The sequence below is a fragment of the Halobacillus locisalis genome, from assembly GCF_013694105.1.
Taxonomy (GTDB): Bacteria; Bacillota; Bacilli; order Bacillales; family Halobacillaceae; genus Halobacillus; species Halobacillus locisalis.
On the sequence record NZ_JACEFG010000002.1, the window covers coordinates 745,261 to 766,848 of the forward strand.

The window sequence follows — 21,588 nt, forward strand, 5'->3', positions numbered from 1 at the left end:
GGGAGGAGAGTTCATATACCGTGAAATTCTCTATTTTCAACGGAACCAAATTTCCTAACATCAGCGAATATGACCCCAATGTAAACAGGCCTTTTTGAAAGGAGCCCGCTTTTAATATAGGAGCTTAGCTTTGTTCATCTGCTTGTCAAAAGGGGCGTTTTCTTTCTATTCCTCCGAGATATTACCGTAATTAATAAGTCGTAAATAGCCTTTGTTCTCGGCTATACTTTCAGTGTATTTTCCTCTTGCTGCAAGCGATAACCTCTCATCAATAAGGTACTAAAAAATTATTTGAACCTATGTCCTTTATAGTCCTAATGTGCTATATTTATTCCTTGTGTGCAAGGAATATTATTAGTTTTCTAGGAGGATTTTATGAAGAAATATAACGTATTGATGAAGAGCTTGCTTCTGTTTGCTATGTTCTTAATGCTCTCTTCACAACCAACAAAAGCAGAAGAGAAGATCACCCTTAACCCAGTTCATGGTTATGAAGTCGTCGATCTTATTCGTGGACAGGCTTCGAATATGACTTGGAAAGGAGCAGGTAGCACAATATTGTACGATGATTCACCCGTGAATATGAGTGGATTGTTTGAGGAGCATGACTACCAAATCGAATTGATCTACAAATTGATGAAAGATGGAAATGAAGTTTACTATCACTATGTTGATCAAATGACGGGTGATGAGTTTAATCAATTGACGAGTGTAGATATGAAGAAATCCTATCATACATATACGATGAGTACACCTGAAGGCCATGACGTAAAAAATGTAATCGTCGCTCCGAATATGGGGAGTGAAATTTTTGCGATCAATATGTCAGAAGGAGAAGGCACGTTCTTATTGGATAAGAAAGCGGAGAACCCGCTCTTTATGATAGAGGGGCAAAGAGGAGAGGATGTCTTCTATTATTTGGCTGATCCAAGTCCAGGGTCTGGTGAGGTAGACTTTCAGGAATCCGTCAATGAAAGTGTAAAAGTCTCGTTTGATACACCATTGTCTCTTGAGAGTGTCGCTTTATTAAATGACTTCGGTACACACGGTAGTTATATAACGTTACCCAATAAGGACTCGGCATTTTATGTGGAACCTGGTCTTGAGAGAGAATTGATTTTGAATGCTCAAACAGGTGACTACAGCTATAGTTTCAGTAAACCTGTGATGACTGGAAATGAAGATGAAATCAGCTTGCACGATGTGGAGCCCACTCATATCATGATGCAGCAGTCCTTTTCTTTAACCAGCATCGTGAAATATGGGAAGTGGCAGCTGGACACGATTCGAAATCAAAACTTCTCGAGTGGTGATCGGGACATAAACTTGAAAGCTGTGGATGAGAATCAGAATACGATCATTGATGAACAACTGTATATGTTCAGGTATTTTGATGATATTGAGAAAGGGAATCATACCTTTACGTACACATACACCGATCCATTTGATAAAGATCGTATGGAAACCTTGACGACGAAGTATGAAATCGGTTCTCGTCCCGGTGGATTAGAAGCCTACATGATGACGCTGAAAGATCATAGTGAAGTCCTTAAAACGGGGGATCAACTAGACTTTACGCTGAATGCGCAGGTACACAGCACGTACACCGGTAAAGGTGAAGTCGTATATGAAAGTCATTCAGGAGACGTCACATCAGAAATTTTGAATTTAGACGTGGTCAAGAACGTGTATCAAGGGACGTTCGAGGTTCATGATGCTGTGAAAAAGGTTATCGAAATACGTACATGGATAGAAGACCCACTCGGTAACAAATCTCAGATTAAAGTGAAGCAGGTCAACGATCGTACAGAAGCGAATAAGATTGTTTCAGTGAACAAAGATAACCTATCTTATTTATTTTCTGTCGATGCCCAATCTTTTAAGAGCTTAAATGCTGACATGGCAACAGTAGATGCTGATGGAAACGTTGATGTACGAAATGACGGACTCGTAACCATCGAGGCGCGCCTCGACAATGGGGAGAAAGAGAGTAAATTACTGCTGCTATCTGATTCCGAAGTGAAGGATTGGACGGAGAAGACGACGGATGATCCTAACAAAACGTGGACGATCCAATTTAACACAGAAATAAAAGAGATCAATACGGACGACATTCAAGTTGTCCATGCTGATGGAACAAAAGTAGAAATCGAAGCAGAATTAAAAGCGGACCAATTGAAGCTTACACCTTTATCGAAATACGCAGGGGGTACATATTACTTGTACCTTTCAAAAGATATTAAAGCGGCGAACGGAAATGAGTTAAGCAACTCGGTCATGATGTCGTTTGATGTAGAGTCTTAATAAGACGGTTTGTAGAGATCCACGAATAGAGAATAAGCAGAACACCTTCAAATTTATAATACTAATTTGAAGGTGTTCTTGTTATGTCATGAATCTTTATAAGAGGTGGACCAACTGTGTCCATATTAGAATTAAAAGTTATTTTTGTGAACGCAGTCTTTTCTTCTAATGAAATCGTCTAATTATTAGAGGGGCCCCTTTTATCTTATTTAATTGCGGCAATACATATAGATGAAGAGACTTTCAAGGAAAAGTAATTTGAATAATGTTGGCTTATATGTGCTAGTTAATGAAGGGCGATCCTAATAAACAATAAAAGGGGACAGGGAACTATATTGGGGAAAATCACAAAAATGTTGTTGTATTCGTTGGGAGGATTATCTCTTATTGTCATTTTTACGTTTGTATGGATTGCTTTTTCAGAGGATAACTCAATGACCAAAGAACAAGAAAAAATTATGAAGGAAGTCAATGAACCTATAGAGCAAAAAGAAATAAAAGCAGTAGAAGAAGACGGAATTCCTTCCGAACGTTCATTTAGGCAGGAACTACATGAAATGACGCACCAAAAAGTCCAAGCAGATAAAAAGCGTGGGAGTCAACAAATGACGGCGGAACAAATTGACCGTATGCTCGGAATATTGAAGTCAGTTGAAGAAACTGAAAACCATTATGAACATTTCGATTTTTACAAGGAATCGTTGGAAGCATGGGATATAGGTGACTTCTCCAATGCGGTGACGGTTCATAATACAATTTGGGAGTGGCAGAACGGAGTAATTGGAAGGGCGACGGGGCTTATGAGTGAAGAGGAAGAGCGTGAATATATTAAGCGAAATTTCTAAGAGTTAAAATGGGGACGGTTCTCTTGTTTGGTTTTCAAACTAGGGAGCTGTCTTTTTTGATTAAATGGTAGACTATGAACAGAGAGGCTAGGAGGGAGAAAAATGAATAGATGCACGAACTTTGATAACGCTGAATCCAAGGTCCACTTGGTAGATGGGGATGAAACGGTGAGGTTCTGTGAGAAATGCTATCACCAATGGATGAGTGATCAATTTTTTGTCGCTTAAAGATGGAGGCGGAAGAACTCGTTTTGCAAGATGCCGTGGGAGAGTGGCGGAACTTTGGGATACATCAGCATCTTTCTGAGGTGGGTCTTTTCTTGGAGGAAGCTGAAGCGGATGAGTATGGTTATCAGTTTGCTGTTCACGGAGAGCTTGAGTAAGACCAGGGAAGTCTGTTGGAGCGTTTAGTTGATAAAGTCTCTTATGGAATTGGTGAAATGTACATAGAAAATAGGATTTTCACGGACAGAATTACTCGTCGATGAAGAATGATGTATTCCATGGTCATCTCGCTTATTCAGAGGAGAGTGACCACAATGTTGTGGTCATTGATGGTAAGCCTTATTCTTGGGATGAGGTAGAAAAGATATTGAATGCTAATGAAGGGTTCAAGATTCAGGTTAATATATCTTAGGAGGAAGCGCTGGGCCCGGACCCGCGCTTCCGTTTCTTTATCAAATCCGTGTCAGTGAACGATACGTTTTGGGAGCGAGTCCTTCAAAGGTATGGATGACTTTGAACCCTTCCCCTAAAAGATTATGGAACGTTTCCAAGGCAAGCGCTTCGTTCACGGCGGATTGCTCCGTTAGGAGGAAATCCCCCGTTTCTTCTTTGTAAACGACCAGGCTGTAAGTTTTAGTCATGTGTAATTCCCCATTTCTCTATTTTTTTGAGGTCCTCGAACCTCTACTCACGAGTATAAGTGGTGGGACATGAAATGGCGAACCTAAGCGACAAACTTTTTTCACGAAAAAAGAGAGCGAGGGAGATTGGTGTTTCAGGTGTAGCTCCCGGTTGTTATGAGCGTTTTCACGAGTAATAATAGGACACGATCTCGAAAACCGTTAAGGGAATTCAATGAAAAAAGAAGTAGAAATCATTGCTAGAAGCCCTTTAGCCAGAAGCTGGCTAGTTTCCATACCGTGTTGAAGAAGCCCTCGTGCTTTTTGGGTAGCCCACACTCCTGTTGGTCAAACAAAGTACTAAGGTGGACGGGCTGTTTCTACCTCCTCTTTAATCACTTCCGATCCGGAATCGGTGCTCAGATAGTCTAAAAAGGACGAAAATGACAACGAGGTTCTATTAAATAACATGTCGTTTTTGCGAGTGATTGTTTGCAAAGCATCCAGCTACTCAACTACCCCCCATAGTTAGAATATGTTTATCACTGATACAATACATGTCTTACTACTCCTAAGGGAAAAAATATACATTTGGCAAAGTCTTCGATCTTGTATAAAATGACTTAATAATAGGAGTTGATTACCATGAAACCTAAATACTATGATGGAACAGTAATTGGAGAAACTTTAAACCTATACAGAGATTACAATATTATTGAAAGCTACTTAATAAACGTGATTGAGGAAAAGCCAATAGGTGCTCGAGATTTATTAGAATTTGAAAGTAAGGAATTATATAATGCAGAAGATTTGTTGCTTGCAGTTATTAGCGAAATGGGTGGGCACAATGGACATTACCACACAGTGATAGCATCAACAGAGTTGGATGACTTTCTACACAAAAAACTTAGTACTCATGAGATTGTCCAGTTTATTGAGGATGTTATTCGTGATGATGAAACGAACGATAGTTCTACTAACACAATCTCTATGGATATAGCAATACAATCTGCGATTTCAGATTTAAGAGCATTTAAAAAAGAAATGACAGGCGCTATCACCTCATTAAGTGGAATAGAAGATGAAATCGTTCCATTTATTCATTTTGATAATATTATTAAGGAGTTAAGTGATTTATATATGGAAATAAATCATTAATCCAGTGAAAATTTAATACTATTGAATGATAAGTGACAGTCTCTACTTTTAAAAGCCTGTTCCCACCTAGCTAACTATTCAGACAGGTGAGAACAGGCTTTTAAAGTTTAAAGATATATACCCTCATTAAATGAAGCAGTGTAGTTATAAACAATTTAGAAGTAGTCGCAGATGTTTTCCGCGTTGTTCTCTGCGAATGTGAGTGTACCAATTAAGAAATGGATAGAAAAAATATCATTTACAATCATTAGGTTATCGAGGAAAGAATTGGAGATTTCAAGAACTACTCAAACGAAGGGCATAATGAACTGGAAGTTGTGTCTTTCTTCAAGAATCATCATGAACTACAAAATCATTCATATCAAATGTCTTGATGTTGATGGGGGCGTACCACGGACTTACACATAACTTCCGTTCGTTTAACAAGAATGTCTGTTTTTCTCGCATCGTGCAGACGATGAATAAAACGAAGTCAACTCAGCCGGCAAACTTTATATTTGTAAGAAAACGCCGGGTTTTTTATCGTTACAATCACATCTTATGTGGTTTGCATCTGGGTTGAATGGTAGTAAATTAAAATTTAATTAAGAAGGCTTACGTCTGTCATTTAAGTGCCTGCCCCTACAATGTTGAACCATTAGCTTTGTGGTGCAGGCACTTTCATTACCGAAGCTCCAAGTACGGAAATATGAGTAAAAGTAGGAAAGACACTAACATGAAGAAGAGAGACACTGGTAGATCAGGAAAGACACTAACATGAAGAAGAGAGACACTAGTAGATCAGGAAAGACACTAACATGAAGAAGAGAGACACTAGTAGATCAGGAAAGACACTAACATGAAGAAGAGAGACACTAGTAGATCAGGAAAGACACTAACATGAAGAAGAGAAACACTAGTACATTAGGAAATACACTAAGCCAGTAACAGAAAGTTAGTTTACTGCATGAAAAGTATGTAAGAAATTAGATACCACTCCGAGAAAGTTGAATCTCTTCACACTCCTTCGTAAAGTTCCACTTCATTTTCCCTAATGTTATTTACCCCATACAAGTAGAGGCTTGCTCTACATAGATTATCACCTTCTCTATTTACACCAGACCATTCATACTATTACCCTCAAAAGATTGTTTGGATATTATCCTTACACTTACTAATACTCATACCAGCTAATATTATACTCTCGTTATTATTAGCTTTCCCAAATTAGAAGTGTGTTTAGAAGTATAGAGATAACCGTTGTTCTTTTAGTCTTTACTCAGTATATGTGGTTTTTTAACAGGTTATACCATTAATAGAATATGTATGATTTAGGTCCATGATTTACTTGTATGCAATAAATCTTATGTGCGATATCCTAAATTTGTTTCGTCATTCTAGTAAACAAAACATTAAAGATACTCAGGGGTGATAGGATGTATAGATCATACTTAGTATGGGTTGAGATTTCACATGTGAAACCAAATAAGCTCAATCCAAGAAAAGACAATTCAAGAGAGACAGAACAAATTCAGGACATTCTTCAGTCAAAGGGATGGGAAGAAGGATTAACTGGATATCAAGACACTGATGGCTCATATATTCTCTTAAGTGGTCATAGAAGACTACATGCAGCGAAAGAACTAGGATACGAGACTGTTCCAGTGTACGTTGTGGAACGGCCAGAGAATCAGCAAGAAGAGGTAGAAAGAATCGCGGATTTACAGAGTGCACACGTTGAGTGGACGAGGTATGAGTGGGCTAAATTTGCATATGAATCGTGGATCCATTGGGGAAGACCTCCTTTTAAGGACTTTAAGAAAATCATTCATATGAACGAAGATACACTCCAACGTTATATTGAAGTGTTTGAATACTTCCCTCAGCCAACACTAGAGAAATATGTAGAGGGTGGAAAGGCAAGCTTTGATAGCTTCATAAGTTTGAAGAGGTGGATGAGTCGTTTTCAATTAAATAGACCTGAACTCTTTAATCGACTGTCCAAAGATATGGTTATGGATTCTGTGATAGACAAGCTAATTCACAAGCGTGCAAAAAACAAAGCTTTGTATAATGATGATTTTATTGTCGTCGCTGATGATTCACAGGTGATGGATTTCTTGAAAAATAGAAAAAAGACACTTAGTGAAGCGCAATTGGAAGTTGGCACAGAAACAGGCATTCTTTCAAAAAATAAAAAAATAGAAAAAAGACTAGGTAATATCATTCGTGATGTTCCTTATATTAAGCCGAAGGACCAAAAAGAAGAAAAGTATCTTAGACAAGTCGTCCATGAATTGGAAGAGAAAATAAGTTTGGCTAAGAAACGCATTGAACAAAGTAAAGGAGGCGAAATTAACCATGGATAACAATAGTTCAAACCACAAGTGGGTTGAAGTTTATAATGTTGTGCCAAATCCATTAAACCCTCGTAAAGACCATTCCGTAAAAAGCGAGGAATTACAAAAGATCATTAGTAACAGGGGATGGGAAGAAGGAGTTACAGCATACAAGCAGAATCAAGTGTATGTGATTCTGAGTGGCCACAGGAGATGGTATGCAGCTAGAGAGATGGGGATCAAACAAATACCCCTGTTCATTGTTGAGCGTCCCAAATCTAAACAAGAAGAAGTGGAACGTATTGCTGCATTGCAACAAGCTAAAGTAGATTGGACTGTTTATGAATGGGCTAAGTTTACTTATGAATGCTGGCTTCACTACGGTAAACCCCCAGTTTGGAAATTAGCTGAGGTAGTTAGCTTCAGAAAATTAACTCTTCAAAGGTACCTCCGCATTATACAATACTTTGATCGTGAAGAAATTGAAGAAGGGTTAGAAGATCGCCAACTCAGTATTGATACTCTAACTGAGATAATAACTTGGATGAAGAAATGTAAAAAATATAATCCGCAGTTGACTGAAAGGTTAGGAGAATCATACATTCGACAAATCATGGTCAAAAAAGCCTTAAACAAAAAAGTCTCTAGAAACACTTTGTCCGGGGATTTCTTTGTTGAGAATGCAACAGAAGATCAATTAATGGACTTCCTTGTCATTGCAGCTAAGAGTTTAGTCCAAGCACAGTCAGAAATTCAACAACAGGGTAAAGAAGAAAGTCTATCTTTCAATACAGTCACGAGAAAGATGAAGTATATGGTTAAAGACCTTAACAATATACATCCTAAATCACAGAAAGATTGGGAGAACTACGAAAAGACTGTATTGAATTTAGAAAGTGTCCTACAAGAAGCGAAAGCAAATATGAAATAATCTTCTTTTTCTTTAAATGACTTTTACTAAATTGCTCTACTATGATGATGGATGAGGAAGTTTATACTCAAACAAGAAGGTGGTGATGTGAAATGACTATTACTAAAGAAAATTTACAGCATATCCAATTAGCGGAGCCTCTACAGCATTTATCAATTAGTGAGTTAAATGAGTTACTAGAAGACTATTACTCTCTTAAAGTCAAAGATGTTATTGAGAAATATAAGCTTTCAATTTCCCCTTCTTCCCTATACAATATTCTTCCTCCGCATGTGACAAGGTTTAGGTGTACTTATTGTGGTAAACAAATGTTACAAAAGAGGAAGACTAAATCCTCTTCACCTTTCGCAATTGATAAAGCACCTGTATGTCCAGTGTGTGCCTACGAGAATAGTAAGCGATGCAAGTGTTCTAAGTGTCTAGAAATTAGTAGGCAGCTTCAAATAGAAGAGAAAAGGATCAAAACACAATTAATCAATGCTGTACACTCATCGCCGATCCCTGTAGAAGAATTTGAACTTACCTTGACAACAAAGTATTATCTGGCTGTGCTATTGAGATTGGGACTAAGTGAAGATATGAGCATTATATATCCAGTTCACTCATATCAACAAAAATTATCTCCTACACCAGAGTTGAATAGGGAGGTGCTTATTTATTTAATTAATGAGAGAGTTATAACACCTGATCCTTCTTCTGAAATTCAAGCTTTTAGTAAAGAAAACTTCCCACGAAATTTCTATATCCATCAAGTACACTATCAATTAAATATTAGTCCCCCCGATGGAAATAAATCTGAAATGTACAAGAGGTTACTGTATCCTGAAAGAGAAATTTTTCTAGCAGATATTGATTGGAGCTATGACATGTGGATTAGAGTGGCTAAAGGAGAAGTATTAGAGTTCCTGGATTTTCAACTAAAGAAGTTGAACTTCGTCTTAAATTCGGGAGATAAAACTCATAAAGTCATTGAGAATCTACTTGAAAGTTATTCCACTGGGCAAATATGTTCTCTAATATATAGTGCTGTCAACAATGCTTCTCGGAGATATCAAGAAGGATCAATACCTAAGAAGCGAGCTGCCAACAGTGTTGTTACTTTAATGGAAAGCTATGGGGGAAAGGACGAAACTCAAAGTTGGGAAGTTCGCTCCTTTAGTAGGAATTATAATCTTACTGAATCTTCTATGAGTGAAGTTTTATTCAATAGTATCCTTAGAATTGGAGACTTGGGATTTCATATTCCACCATCGCGTAACCTATAAAGGCAGGGGGATTCCTATGCTTCTATTTTCATTACACAGGTAATACCAAGCGTAAATTGTGAACATAATTCAGTTCATAAAATTGGGAAGGAGTGCAAATATGAAAGAAAAAAACACAACATCAACCGACTATGTAATTGGAAAAGTTACTAGATATATATACAAACTTCAATAATCCTATGTCCCCCTATGTTATCTGTGAAGTACAAATACAAGAGACAAATATCAATACAGAGGGAGATAGTATAAGAGTGATTTTAAATATTGCTCCACCTGAAAAACAAACGCATGTATATAAATTTTTCGGATCTGTACAGGTAAACCGTAAGTATGGAGTCAACCTCAAATGTGACATGTATATCCGTAACATTCCAATTGATTCCACGAATGTAGTAGATTTCTTAAGTTCAGGCCTGTTTCATGGTGTTAGAAGAAAGAGAGCTGAAAAAATTGTTGAAACGTTAGGGGAAGATTGCTTAATTCAAATAGTTAATGCTCCAGAAGTTTTACGTGAAGTAAAGGGCATACCAGAAAAAACAGTTTTAAGTATCCAAGATACAATTATTAGAAATTTGGGAATGCAAAGCATTATTACAAAACTTTATGAATGGAATATCTCTCTAAAGCGAGCACAAAACATCTATAAGTTGTTTGGTGATGCATCAGTTCAAAAAATAACAGAAAACCCCTACGTCCTGGCTAATAATATATCAGGTATCGGCTTTCAAAAAGCAGATGAAATCGCTGATAAACTAAAAATACGTGGTGAGGACGGTCGTCGTATAAAGGGAGCAATTGAATATTGCCTTCACCAAATCTACGAAAGGTATGGAAGTACATTCGCGAAAAGAGACTATGTTATAAAAGTGGCTTCTCAAATATTATACAACCAAGATACTGTACATTACTCTTTAGACATTATAGAAGAAAACTTGAATGAGCTTGTAAATAAAGACGTACACAATATCGATGGTTTCATTACTGAGATTGGTCAAGTACGTCAAATGGATAACCGAATATACTTAGAAAAGTATTATCGATATGAAAAAGATATTGCAGAGAAACTTTCTTTATTGCATCATCATGGAGAAGAATTAGCGATTGAATCGGTTGAAGACTTGATCAAACGTTATAATAGAATGAAAGAAGACTTATCATTTCAATTATCTGAAGAACAAGATAAGTCTGTTCTTTTGTCGATGCTCAGTCATGTTGTTGTTATAACTGGAGGGCCTGGTACTGGGAAGAGCACAATTATTGAATCGATCTTGATGTTATATGATTTGATTCTTGACTTTGAAGACTTTGATGATTTTAAACGAAAAGTTATATTGTTAGCTCCAACTGGAAGGGCGGCAAAAAGAATGAAAGAGGTTACTGGGATCTCAGCCAATACAATTCATCACTTCATAAATTCACAGTCTCCAGATATACTTGAGAAATCTAGTCGATTATTTATTATTGACGAAATGTCGATGATGGATATAAGAACTATGAACCAATTTATGGATAAAGTTAAAAAGAATGATCGCATTATACTAGTTGGGGACAAAGAACAACTTCCTCCCATAAACGCTGGTAATGTTTTTGAGGATATTATCATATCCAATGTTTTTCCTACGGTCGAGTTAACAAGAGTATTTCGTCAAAGTCAACAATCAGCTATTAACGAGTTAGCAAGTACAATTCGAAATGGTTCCATTTCGAATAAAGTAATAAAGACTAGTCAGGATGTAAAGTGGCTTGATAGAAGCCGAAATGAAATTGTCAGTACAATATATACAGAGATTCTATCTAGACTTTCGCAAAACATACCATTTGATGACATTCAGATTATCGCCCCATCTCATAAGGGCGGGCAAGGGATTACATTTATCAACAAGGCTATACAAGAAAGTTTAGTTGACCAAAAGATACCGTCAGACAAAGACTTTATACCAACAGGTTTCTGTAATAACTTATACAACTTTTATATTGGGGATCGTGTGGTTCAATTGAAAAATAACAATGATAAAGAAGTGCTTAATGGTGAGTTAGGTAGAATTGTAGGTGTTGAAACACCAGTTGAACGTGTAGAAATTAATAATGAAACAAATGAAGAGGAAATCGTGTTAGGTCCACAGACGTTGGTAGTCCTATTTAATGAAAAAGAGATTTCATATTTCGAAGAAGAAATGGATGAGCTAGCTCTCGCATATTGTTTTTCAGTCCATAAATCTCAGGGCTCAGAGTTTCCACATGTAATGCTACCTATCTCGGGTGCACATAGGGTTATGATGAATCGTAATCTACTATATACAGCAATCACACGTGCCAAGAAGGAATTAACAATAATCGGAGAGTTAGAAGTTTTTATGCGCGGTATTGAAGAAAAATCAAAACCACGCTATACCTTTTTAAAGGAATTGCTGATTTAGTATAAGAAGCACTGGGGACCCTTAGTAAACTTGCTACCCATATAAATGATGCTTTACTATTCATCAGGTAAAGTATTGAATAAGCAAACAAGGATCTCTAAAAAACAGAAGAAAAGTTCATTATTTCTTTTTAATTGAGGAGAACTTTATGAGTCATAATGGACACGGGACGATTACATATAAGCACAACGTAGAAGAGACTTTACGGAGTGCGAATCTCTACACTTGGAAATTAAAATACTCTGATGATAAAAGGTTTTCTCTGTTGCTGAAGATGGGGCAATTGGTTGCAGCTAAATAATAATGAGGTTAAACTATAATTTGACAGAAACTAGACGTTTTTTGTTGTATTATTGATTACAGGAGGGGAAAAGTGACGAATCATTTAACAAAGGGGATAAGCTTTGCTTATTTTACAGGAGCCGTAATTGCTCTTTTTTCAAATGCGTTAAATTCCATATTCATCATTTTTGCAACTATTATTGCAACACTATTGGCTATTCCAGAACTGAAAAGGAAGAATAATGAAAAATTAAAACAATGGTGTGCAATTATTTCTGGTGTATTACTAATAATTCCATTTTTTATACTTAAGTTAGAAAGTGTGTCTAAATTGCTGCAACCTTTTTCAGATTCATTTACACTTTTGGGATTAGGGATTGTTGTGTACACAATTACTAAAAAACAAGAGCTAGAAGGAAGTTTGCACGAAGTAGCACAAAATCCATACGATAAGCAAGTAAACAACTATGCATACTTGCAAGCTCATATGGCTAAATATGAATATGAAGTTGCTTTTGAGATTAGCCGATATATTGAAAAGATTGGACAGTATGATAGGTCAGTACTTGGGTGGGGGAAAGTTCATAATGGGTGGGCTAACTTGTATGATTGTTTGGCTAATCACTATTATCCTGAACATAGACAACCATTCTATGATAGCTATCTAAATGAGAAATTTAAAGAATTTCTTGAAGTGTTTGGAAAGTCTTGTTCCAAATTTGGGGCTTTATCAAACCCTGATACTCACAAAGTTGTTGGCAGTATGGATATTTTTAATGTAGATCTTGATGTAATCTCGTTTTCTATTTTGCAAAATAATCATAGTCAAGAAAAGCTTGAAAGTGGAGTAAGTGACTTAAAAGAAGCATTAGAGATATGGAAAGAAATCAAAGAATCTACATATTCAAGCTATGAAAGGTATAATGTCGATGACGTTGTATGATTAAATGATAATGTGGACCGGTTCTCTTGTTTGGTTTTCAAACAAGAGAACCGGTCCTTTGTTAACTGGATTTCTCCAACAATACGTTCTCCTCATTCTCTTTAGGTGTAACCACACTTACACAACACCCATGATGACAAAGGCGGCAGCTGCACTGAAGAACATGGCGATAAAGATATTGCCAATCAAGTTGAGCGTTGTAAACGCGACATATAAGGAAGCGCCCGTAACGACGGCCGCGATAGCGCCGTATTGATTGGCGCGGTTCCAGAAATACCCGAGCGTGATGGGTGCGATATGATGGTGCCTGACCTCCGCCACGTTTAAGAATCTCGGGGACGGTTCCTGTACTTCCTAAGCATATAAATTATACATAATTGTTCTATATGTAAAGATTTGAACAATCGGAAGGTAGGTCTCTATAAAAAGAAGCAAAGTTCATTTTGTAATATCAACCAAAAGATCTAATTTTGCTTCATGATACACAGGGACGGGACTAGAAGAAGCACTAGAACCGTCCCTGCTCTTACGTCGCAATTAAATGTAACTCTTTCACCCTTCTCTGTAATAATTAAAAAATCTTGGACATTTCTATAATATGACTCGTATGAGCTAATAGATAATGAATGGTTATCGGCGTCATGAAACAAAAAAAACACCCCGATTATGGGCATTTTTTAACAATGTCCATAATTCGGGGTATAGCTCAGAAAGGTGACTCATCTCTTTTACACTTTTAGTCTTCCTTATTTGCTTCTTCTAACAATTCCACATAATCATCTTGTAGAATCCTCGTGTTGTAGAAGCTGGAATTTGCTTCTAATTCTTCAGAAACATGCTTTGTTCCGTATTTTTCTAGTAAGGTTTCACGATCTGAATAAAGGTTTGTTCCTAAGCCCAAGCGGTCTCCTTCAATAGTGACCCCTATACTTGATAGGATTGTAGGATAAAAATCCAGTGGAGAGAATATCCGGTTCTTATCATTGGTAAGAGGATCAACTTTTGAATTGATAAATGCGTTATATAAAGTCCTTTGATATCCTTCATCTAAATGTTTAGGGAAATATTCGCCACCTTGCATACTGAGATGATCCCCAATGATGACCAATGTTGTATTATCATAAAAATCTTGCTGTTTTAGCCAGTTTACAAAATCATCTACTTGTTTGGATGAGTAAGCGTACACATTTTCGTATTGGGTATCATAATTGTTTTTTGTTTCGCCCTCTACGTATCCGTCATGGGCATGTGTATTAGCTGTTAGAAAGGTGAAACTGAAAGGCTCTTCTTGCCCTGCTAACGTTGTGACTTCTTCTTTTGCCCATTTGAACAAGTCGCTGTCATCAAACCCCCACCACACTTGCTCATCTCTACTCATCTTTCCTTCTTTAATGGCCGTATGCACATCAAAAATTTTGTAACCTCCATGAGTTTCATATAGAGTTTTACGACCGCCAAACTTTGCATCAGAGCCGAACATAGCAGATAAGTTGTACTCTTCTTCACTTAATACGTCACCTAGAGTATAAGCACCACTAAGAAATTCACCAGTTGAATTATAATAGTTTTGACCTACAGGTATTTTTAAAGGGAGGCCGGATGTAGTCGCAACTAGCGATGCTACTGTCCACTCTGTACCTGGAAGAGGAAGTGCCCCGCCTATTTGATCATTATTAGAAAAGTTCGTGTTGTTTTGAGCTAAATCAGTTAATTCAGGGATTACATTATAATCCCATCCTCCGCCATTTTCTTGGTCAATAAAGGAGTTTTCCATAGATTCCAGATACAGAACAATCAAGTTCCTCTTTTCTTCTGGAAACGTAATCGATACATCCTCCCCATTTACATAATGATTCTCAATAAAAGGGGAATAATCCGTTAACCGATCAATATAATCATCTACTCCCAGCATCTTATATACAGAGAATAAACAAAGAATAGTGACCGAAAAAGCGTAAACGAATCTTAATTTTTTTAAAGGGAACAGATGTATACGAAAGAATTTCTTTCTGACGTTCACTGTGAGAATATTATCGGTCCTTGTGAATCGTATAACAGGGATTATTAATAGAGTGGATATGATCAAGAATGGTAAAAGCATATTTGTAATGGCAGTGATAATGACATCGTCAGAAGTTCCCTCGACCCCATTCCCCATATAAAATAGCATTTCATCAATGTTTTGGTCCGGAAAGCTCTCCGTTATATAATTTGTTAGACTGAATAAAAGCGAAGATAGAATCAATAGTAATACCGTTAAGAAAGTAATACTGCGTTTAATTATTTTTTTCATTCTTTGACTCAACTTTCATATTAAATGTGACATTCAACTCGATAAACCTGTATAGGGTTGCTACGATTATCGAAATGATTGTGGCTAAAACACTATATTTCATAGTGAATGCGATAGAGAATAAGAGACTCTTCGTATCTAATATGTAAACGAGAAGTGCGTAAAGTGCGGCATTGGTAATGAGAGAGAATAAAACGAATAGACTGAATGTTTCATACCACGTCGTTCTTTTCTGTTTTACTTTCGTATAGAAAAAAACCGAGATAATAGAAGGCATAATTAATGCCATAATTTCATTGAATAACATCTGATCACCCTTTAATGAAAGTGGAATAATGAATGGAAAGAGCAGTTCTATAAACTTTTATTTTATAAATGGAATAGGGCATAATCCTAACTTGTTAGACGAAGGGTAATGTAATACTCAAGGGGATTATTAAAACTATTCTATCTTTATGGTATGTTAAGATAATGTAAATTTCAAATTAAGCCAATGTAAATTTAATTCGGTGCCTGCCCCGCACTACGTTATAACAAAATACAGAATCGAAAAAAGCAAAGTCAATGATGTATCGTTGACTTTGCTTTTTTCGATGAGTTCTTTACTGGGCCCGAAACATGACTCGAATCATTGTGGGATTATTTGATATTATTTACATTAAATAGTAATGTGTAGGTAGTTTAGTGGTAATTAATGGATGTTATTTGCAAACTGCACAGTCACGACTACATAATTGGAGTGAAAAGCAAATGGGGCGTTTATTTGGATATCTAAAGGAGAAAAGCAGGTTCTGGAAAATACCGTTGATTGTATGTTCTCTTTTACTAGTAGTTGGGGGAGTTTATGCTTACAGTGTGTACAGTGATGCTAGAAGTATAGTGGATGAAGACATGAATCAAGAGGTTGCATCGATTGACCATGAAGTGACGAAAAAGAAGATAGAAAGAAAAGAACCCTTGAACATTCTATTGATGGGAGTCGATGAAAGAGACGATGACCAGGGACGGTCAGATGCGCTGATGGTTTTATCTGTAGATCCTAATCAAGCTCGTAGTCAACTCATCAGTATTCCTCGTGACACGAGGACAGAGCTGGTCGGGGATGCCCCTGAAGCAGGCAGACAGGATAAAATCAATCATGCTTATGCATTTGGTGGAACCGATATGGCCATTAACACTGTAGAGAGTTTATTAGACTTTGAGCTTGATTATTATGTCAAAATGAATATGGAAGGTCTTTCGGGAATGGTAGATGCTGTAGGGGGAATAACCGTAAATAATGAGCTAGATTGGTATGATACGGGGCATTATGAAAAGGGATTCCACTATGCAGAAGGGGAGTTGGAAATGAACGGTCCTCAAACAATGGGCTTCGTTCGTATGCGGTATCAAGATCCTGATGGGGATTTTGGCCGCAATGAACGCCAGCGGAAAGTGATCCAGGCTGTCATCAATAAGGGTGCCAGTATTAAATCTGTCCATAAAATTGGTGATATGATGGATGTTCTGGGTACCAATGTCACCACCAATATGAATTTCAGTACGATGCAGGATCTTATCATAAATTACCGAAGTGCTCGTGAAAATATGACAACTTACCAGATGTCGGGTACAGGAACGGAAATCGATGGTATATACTACCTGCAAGTATCAGATCAAGAGATCCGTGAAGTCAGTAAGATGATTGAAGATTATAGTTTCTAAACCGAATCTGCTTTTAAGATGGGACGGTTCTCTTGTTTGATTTCAAACAAGAGAACCGTCCCCATGTGAACTGCCTTTGTTAACTGGATTTCTCCAACAAAACATTCTCCTCATCCGCTTTCGATGTAACCACACTCACAACACCCATGATGATGAACGCCGCAGCTGCACTGAAGAACATGGCGATGAAGATGTTGCCGATACTTGTCGTGATGCCTAAGTACAGACTTTCGGTTCTGGATAAAATTCCCTGTAAGCGCGAGGGCGGTTCCGACGCATCCTATACATATATAATAACTATTCATATGAAATATTGAGCAATAGAAGGCGAAGTCTTTACAGTGGTTGAATAAATGAGTCGGATTAATCAGTGCTTAGCAATGAACTGAAATTTAAGTATGGCCTCATAGTGCACAGAGACTTCTTTAAATTGTAAGGGATACTTTCTTAAATCGTGTGCCTAAACCTTGCTGGAAATGTTAGATGTATAGTATTGGAACAAACTGACCGCTTGCTCGGAATACTGAAGTCAGTTGTAGAAACCGAAAATCATTACGAACATTTCGATTTTTACAAGGAATCGTTGGAAGCCTGGGACAAAGGTGACTTCACCAATGCTGTGACTGTTCACAATACACTCTGGGAGTGGCAAAACGGAGTAATCGGAAGGGCGATGGTACTTATGAGCGAAGAAGAAGAAGATTTCGAAGCGCATGGACGCTTCGAAAAGCACTAAGGAACATGATCCTTTCCGACTAAGATAGGGGATGATTATAATTTGGTACGAAAATCTCGACAAAAATAATTTTCTAATCAGACTATATGAAGAAGTTCCAAAAATCCTAAATGTTAGGTTTTCGAATGTGAGAATTGAAGATGAAGGACAAATGGTTTGTTTTTCATTTGATATGCCTAGATTTGCTGATAATCCACCTGCAAAATGGAAGGAATTAGAGGATAACACTGTGCATGTTGAAGTGTCATTTTCAGCAGTTGAAAAATTAACCTTAAAAGGTTTGAAAGAAGATTATATCGGAGATTTAGCTATTGATATAGATAACTCTGGTCTGGTTAATGCAAAAATAACTGGCACATTTGACCTGTCTATAATCGCAGAATACGGATTCATTGATTCTGTATCTGGCTATAAAAAATTAAATTAAAAAATAATACTACTATTAAGAAGCGCGTCGAGGGTTCTTATGCTTCCTCTGTTTCTAGTGTGTATATAGGCGTCGGAAACGGAAAATCTGCAGCTATTTGAAAGTCCCTCTCCCTGTTTATAGCCCCCCTTTAAAGATAGCTGACTAATATTCAAGGGGAGAGGAAGCACTGGTAAAATCCTGTGCTTTTTTAGGTGTATTTACTAAGAGGAAGCGCTAGAACCGTCCCACGCTTCTTTCAACGACATAATAAAAAGCATGAATTGTAATAGATACAGATTCATGCTTTTTACTAGATTCATTATCTTGTAGCCTCTAACACATCGATTACGCCATTACCATAATAGAAGGAATCACCAAGTGGTTTGGCTGTATCATTAAGCTTTTGACGAACCTCAGCGTTTGATAAGTTGGGGTTCTCTGCCAAGATAAGCGCTGCTGCACCAGCTACGTGAGGAGAAGCCATAGACGTACCATTATAGCTTGCATAGCTATTACCAGGAACGGAACTTAAGATATCAACACCTGGAGCCATGACTTCTAGTTCAGATCCTACGCTTGAAAATGAAGCGCGGTTGTTGTTGGAATCTACTGCACCGACGGCCATTGCAGAATCATATTTTGCAGGGTAACCGATCGTGTTAAAGACTAAGAACGATCCTTCATTACCAGCTGCCGCAACAACTAACACACCAGAGTTGTAAGCATTGTCAACTGCATCTTTGAGTGCAGCTGAACCAGTCCTGCCGCCCAAACTCATGTTGATTACATCCATATTGTTATCAACTGACCACTCAATTCCTTGAATGATGCCACTGTATGTTCCGCTACCAGCGCCATCTAGTACTTTTACAGCGTAAAGGTTAGCAGATTGTGCTACACCCAGAACACCAACGTTATTATCTAGTCCAGCAACTGTTCCTGCAACGTGCGTACCATGGCTGTTCCCATCATTGAATGGATCAGGCTCACCGGAAACGAAGCTTTCACCGCCGGTTACGTTAAGATCTTCATGGCTCGCGTCGATTCCTGTATCTAGAATTGCAACCTTAACACCAGAACCAGTGTTTCCAGTCGCATGAACTTGATCTGATTTGATGTGAGGGATGCCCCACGTTGTTGTTTGTCCAATCGCATGTGCCATTTGATCTTCTTCTACGTACGACACATTCGGGTTCTTCTTAAGAGCTTCAGCAGCTTTTTCAGGCAATGAAACCAGCATTGTGTCCATAAATTTATACTGATGCTTAACCTTTCCGCCTAACTTCTTGATGTTTTTAATTTGACCTTGTTTAATGTTTGTATCAAAACCAACGAGAAAGTCTTTCGGTCCTTTGTCTTGCGCTGGAGAGGCAGAAGGTGAAGAGAATCCAGCCAATAAGGATAGAACGAGAACCATGCTAAGAATAATACTGAGTTTTCTAAATGTCATTTTCATTTCTTTTCCTCCAATCATGATTTATAACAATCAAACTGTGTACTCGTGATGCTCATCTCCCGGGCCCAGGTTCACATGTCGGAAAAGTTCGACTATTACTTGTTTAATCGTAACATGGACAATAAGTTTATAATATTGGGAAATGTATGGTTCGGAATGAAGGTTAACGGTGTAAGAAATACAGCACTTTCCCAATAAACATCTTTGAAAAATAATGTTATTATGGAAGGTTGAAATGAAAAAAATGATTTGGTGATAAATATGACGAAGGTATTAACCAGAGGCTAGATTATAGTAAAAGTTTAAGGTAGAAAGGGGTGTAGTGATGGAAATGATAATTGAGCCTTATATAGGTGTAGGTCCATATTATGATAGTTGAAATAGCGAGACTATAGCCTTTGCCTTTTATGGTACAGGCTTATATTTTTCTAAATAGCCTTACAGGATATTCAATACAAGGAGAGAAACAATGGGAATTATCCGACTTTTTATAGATGTGGATGGAATAGTAGACTTTGTTGGATTTTCAAGGGATTACGTAGATTTACTTTTTGTAAGCGAAGATCTAACTATGGATTTGTATCGAAAGGTTTGTTTATCATAATACCTCAATATCTTGGGAATCAATAAACTAGATACAATCCGTTTTATATAATATTTTGAGTTATTTTAATAGATAGTCGCTTTATTCAGTTCCATAATAGACTACTGAAATAAGGTGGATTTTACCAATATATCTCCTCATCCTCCTGATGTTAGAATTTCTGATGGAATCTATTTGTGGGAGGTTATCAAGTGGAGTATTTATTTGCACTTGCAAGCATCTTAGCTGTTGTAGGCGTTTTTTTCGCAGGCAGCAGAATGTTCGACACGTTAGCGGAGGGTTCGTTTTCACAAGCGGACATTCAAAAAGCCCAGACAAAATTCTTTCTTACAGCAGCGATTGTGGAGGCACTTCCGATCTTCATTATTGCTGCAACCTATGCGAACCTTGTAGCTGGAGAGGTCACAGGTCTTCATATGTATATGTCGATTGTGATCATCGTCGTTTTTTGGCTGATCGGCCTGGCTAAACTGTTTGTAAAAGGACAAGAAGGCACTTCTAACGTGACCAAGGAAAATCAATCACAGGCATAAGCCGTTGTTTTCATATCCTTGGCCTTTATGAGCGGAATTCCTGTTGCTTCTATTATGATGTTACTGAATGCTTAATTGATGTGGGGACGGTTCCCTTGTTTGATTTCAAACAAGGGAACCGTCCCTTTGTTAAATCCTGCGCAAAAATGTTTCGAACGGTTGTGTGAAGTGAATGGAATATATAGAAATCACGAAAATGGCAGGTGGACTCACTCTTGGATGTCTGCCAAAAGGAGGATGATCGAATGGACAAGCAGGTGCGTGCATATTTCTATACAGAAAACGATGCAGAAAGCGCTAAGGCTGATTTAGAAAGTTACGGCATTGATGAAGAAAGGATTGAACCTTTTCAAAGTGATGAGGGCATTAATCTGAAGGAAGTCTTCAAACTGACAGATGAAGACAGGATTACGCATATGCTTTATTTCCGTGTTGATAATAAGTATATGACTGAGGTTAAGGAAACAATTAAAGCCCATAATGGTCAAATGGAATAGTGCAACGAATGCTTTTGTTGCTGAAATGACAAATACCCACTGATCTTT

21 protein-coding genes and 1 pseudogene are annotated in these 21,588 nt (G+C 37.5%); 17 read left to right on the forward strand and 5 right to left on the reverse strand.

The window, feature by feature from the left end:
- The first annotated feature begins 375 nt into the window (after nucleotides 1-375).
- The 5 genes and pseudogenes from H0266_RS10745 to H0266_RS10760 form a co-directional block, all read left to right on the forward strand.
- Complete coding sequence (locus tag H0266_RS10745; RefSeq protein ID WP_181472388.1) at nucleotides 376-2,304, forward strand: Ig-like domain-containing protein; 1,929 nt, start codon at nucleotides 376-378, stop codon at nucleotides 2,302-2,304.
- 353 nt (nucleotides 2,305-2,657) lie between these two features.
- Complete coding sequence (locus H0266_RS10750; RefSeq protein WP_181472389.1) at nucleotides 2,658-3,149, forward strand: DUF6241 domain-containing protein; 492 nt, start codon at nucleotides 2,658-2,660, stop codon at nucleotides 3,147-3,149.
- Nucleotides 3,150-3,251: 102 nt separating this feature from the next.
- Nucleotides 3,252-3,377, forward strand: a complete 126-nt coding sequence (locus H0266_RS19605) for a hypothetical protein (RefSeq protein WP_281374294.1) — start codon at nucleotides 3,252-3,254, stop codon at nucleotides 3,375-3,377.
- Nucleotides 3,378-3,379: 2 nt separating this feature from the next.
- Complete coding sequence (locus H0266_RS10755) at nucleotides 3,380-3,532, forward strand: DUF7686 domain-containing protein (RefSeq protein WP_181472390.1); 153 nt, start codon at nucleotides 3,380-3,382, stop codon at nucleotides 3,530-3,532.
- Nucleotides 3,533-3,624: 92 nt separating this feature from the next.
- Nucleotides 3,625-3,786: pseudogene (locus H0266_RS10760) on the forward strand (DUF7713 domain-containing protein); the annotation flags it as partial.
- Between the two features lie 40 nt (nucleotides 3,787-3,826).
- Here the strand turns inward: H0266_RS10760 and H0266_RS10765 are convergent.
- Entirely contained in the window at nucleotides 3,827-4,015 is a 189-nt protein-coding gene (locus H0266_RS10765) for a hypothetical protein (protein WP_181472392.1), read from the reverse strand.
- 624 nt (nucleotides 4,016-4,639) lie between these two features.
- Here H0266_RS10765 and H0266_RS10770 point away from each other — a divergent pair.
- The 7 genes from H0266_RS10770 (at nucleotide 4,640) to H0266_RS10800 (ending at nucleotide 13,308) form a co-directional block, all read left to right on the forward strand.
- Nucleotides 4,640-5,152, forward strand: coding sequence for a hypothetical protein (locus H0266_RS10770; RefSeq protein ID WP_181472393.1), 513 nt, complete (start codon nucleotides 4,640-4,642; stop codon nucleotides 5,150-5,152).
- Between the two features lie 1,415 nt (nucleotides 5,153-6,567).
- A complete protein-coding gene (locus H0266_RS10775) occupies nucleotides 6,568-7,500 on the forward strand; it encodes a ParB/RepB/Spo0J family partition protein (protein ID WP_181472394.1) in 933 nt (310 codons plus the stop codon).
- Nucleotides 7,493-8,401, forward strand: a complete 909-nt coding sequence (locus H0266_RS10780; protein WP_181472395.1) for a ParB/RepB/Spo0J family partition protein — start codon at nucleotides 7,493-7,495, stop codon at nucleotides 8,399-8,401. The genes H0266_RS10775 and H0266_RS10780 overlap by 8 nt, the downstream gene beginning before the upstream one ends.
- Nucleotides 8,402-8,493: 92 nt before the next feature.
- Nucleotides 8,494-9,666 (forward strand): hypothetical protein, encoded by a 1,173-nt coding sequence (locus H0266_RS10785; RefSeq protein ID WP_181472396.1) that lies wholly within the window; start codon nucleotides 8,494-8,496, stop codon nucleotides 9,664-9,666.
- Between the two features lie 137 nt (nucleotides 9,667-9,803).
- Nucleotides 9,804-12,083: an SF1B family DNA helicase RecD2 gene (recD2, locus tag H0266_RS10790; protein ID WP_181472397.1), complete on the forward strand. Its 2,280-nt coding sequence runs from the start codon at nucleotides 9,804-9,806 to the stop codon at nucleotides 12,081-12,083.
- A gap of 148 nt (nucleotides 12,084-12,231) precedes the next feature.
- Nucleotides 12,232-12,384: a hypothetical protein gene (locus tag H0266_RS10795; protein WP_181472398.1), complete on the forward strand. Its 153-nt coding sequence runs from the start codon at nucleotides 12,232-12,234 to the stop codon at nucleotides 12,382-12,384.
- Between the two features lie 72 nt (nucleotides 12,385-12,456).
- Nucleotides 12,457-13,308, forward strand: coding sequence for a hypothetical protein (locus tag H0266_RS10800; protein ID WP_181472399.1), 852 nt, complete (start codon nucleotides 12,457-12,459; stop codon nucleotides 13,306-13,308).
- 117 nt (nucleotides 13,309-13,425) lie between these two features.
- Here the strand turns inward: H0266_RS10800 and H0266_RS10805 are convergent, their stop codons facing one another.
- The 3 genes from H0266_RS10805 to H0266_RS10815 form a co-directional block, all read right to left on the reverse strand.
- Nucleotides 13,426-13,629, reverse strand: a complete 204-nt coding sequence (locus tag H0266_RS10805) for a hypothetical protein (protein WP_181472400.1) — start codon at nucleotides 13,627-13,629, stop codon at nucleotides 13,426-13,428.
- Between the two features lie 415 nt (nucleotides 13,630-14,044).
- Nucleotides 14,045-15,601, reverse strand: coding sequence for an LTA synthase family protein (locus H0266_RS10810; RefSeq protein WP_181472401.1), 1,557 nt, complete (start codon nucleotides 15,599-15,601; stop codon nucleotides 14,045-14,047).
- Nucleotides 15,585-15,890 carry a hypothetical protein gene (locus tag H0266_RS10815; RefSeq protein ID WP_181472402.1) on the reverse strand — a complete coding sequence of 102 codons (306 nt, stop codon included), beginning with the start codon at nucleotides 15,888-15,890 and terminating at the stop codon, nucleotides 15,585-15,587. The genes H0266_RS10810 and H0266_RS10815 overlap by 17 nt, the downstream gene beginning before the upstream one ends.
- Before the next feature lie 461 nt (nucleotides 15,891-16,351).
- Between H0266_RS10815 and H0266_RS10820 the strand changes: the two genes are divergently transcribed.
- From H0266_RS10820 to H0266_RS10830, 3 genes are all read left to right on the forward strand, one after another.
- Complete coding sequence (locus tag H0266_RS10820; RefSeq protein WP_181472403.1) at nucleotides 16,352-17,305, forward strand: LCP family glycopolymer transferase; 954 nt, start codon at nucleotides 16,352-16,354, stop codon at nucleotides 17,303-17,305.
- A gap of 493 nt (nucleotides 17,306-17,798) precedes the next feature.
- Entirely contained in the window at nucleotides 17,799-18,041 is a 243-nt protein-coding gene (locus H0266_RS10825; RefSeq protein ID WP_181472404.1) for a DUF6241 domain-containing protein, read from the forward strand.
- A 31-nt stretch (nucleotides 18,042-18,072) separates the two neighbouring features.
- A complete protein-coding gene (locus tag H0266_RS10830) occupies nucleotides 18,073-18,468 on the forward strand; it encodes an Imm50 family immunity protein (RefSeq protein WP_181472405.1) in 396 nt (131 codons plus the stop codon).
- 301 nt (nucleotides 18,469-18,769) lie between these two features.
- Here the strand turns inward: H0266_RS10830 and H0266_RS10835 are convergent, their stop codons facing one another.
- On the reverse strand, nucleotides 18,770-19,900 hold the full coding sequence (locus tag H0266_RS10835) for a S8 family peptidase (protein ID WP_181472841.1): 1,131 nt from the start codon (nucleotides 19,898-19,900) through the stop codon (nucleotides 18,770-18,772).
- Between the two features lie 801 nt (nucleotides 19,901-20,701).
- Here H0266_RS10835 and H0266_RS10840 point away from each other — a divergent pair.
- Both H0266_RS10840 and H0266_RS10845 read left to right on the forward strand, forming a co-directional pair.
- A complete protein-coding gene (locus H0266_RS10840; RefSeq protein WP_181472406.1) occupies nucleotides 20,702-21,043 on the forward strand; it encodes a hypothetical protein in 342 nt (113 codons plus the stop codon).
- Between the two features lie 245 nt (nucleotides 21,044-21,288).
- Entirely contained in the window at nucleotides 21,289-21,540 is a 252-nt protein-coding gene (locus H0266_RS10845; protein WP_181472407.1) for a hypothetical protein, read from the forward strand.
- The last annotated feature ends 48 nt before the right edge of the window (nucleotides 21,541-21,588 follow it).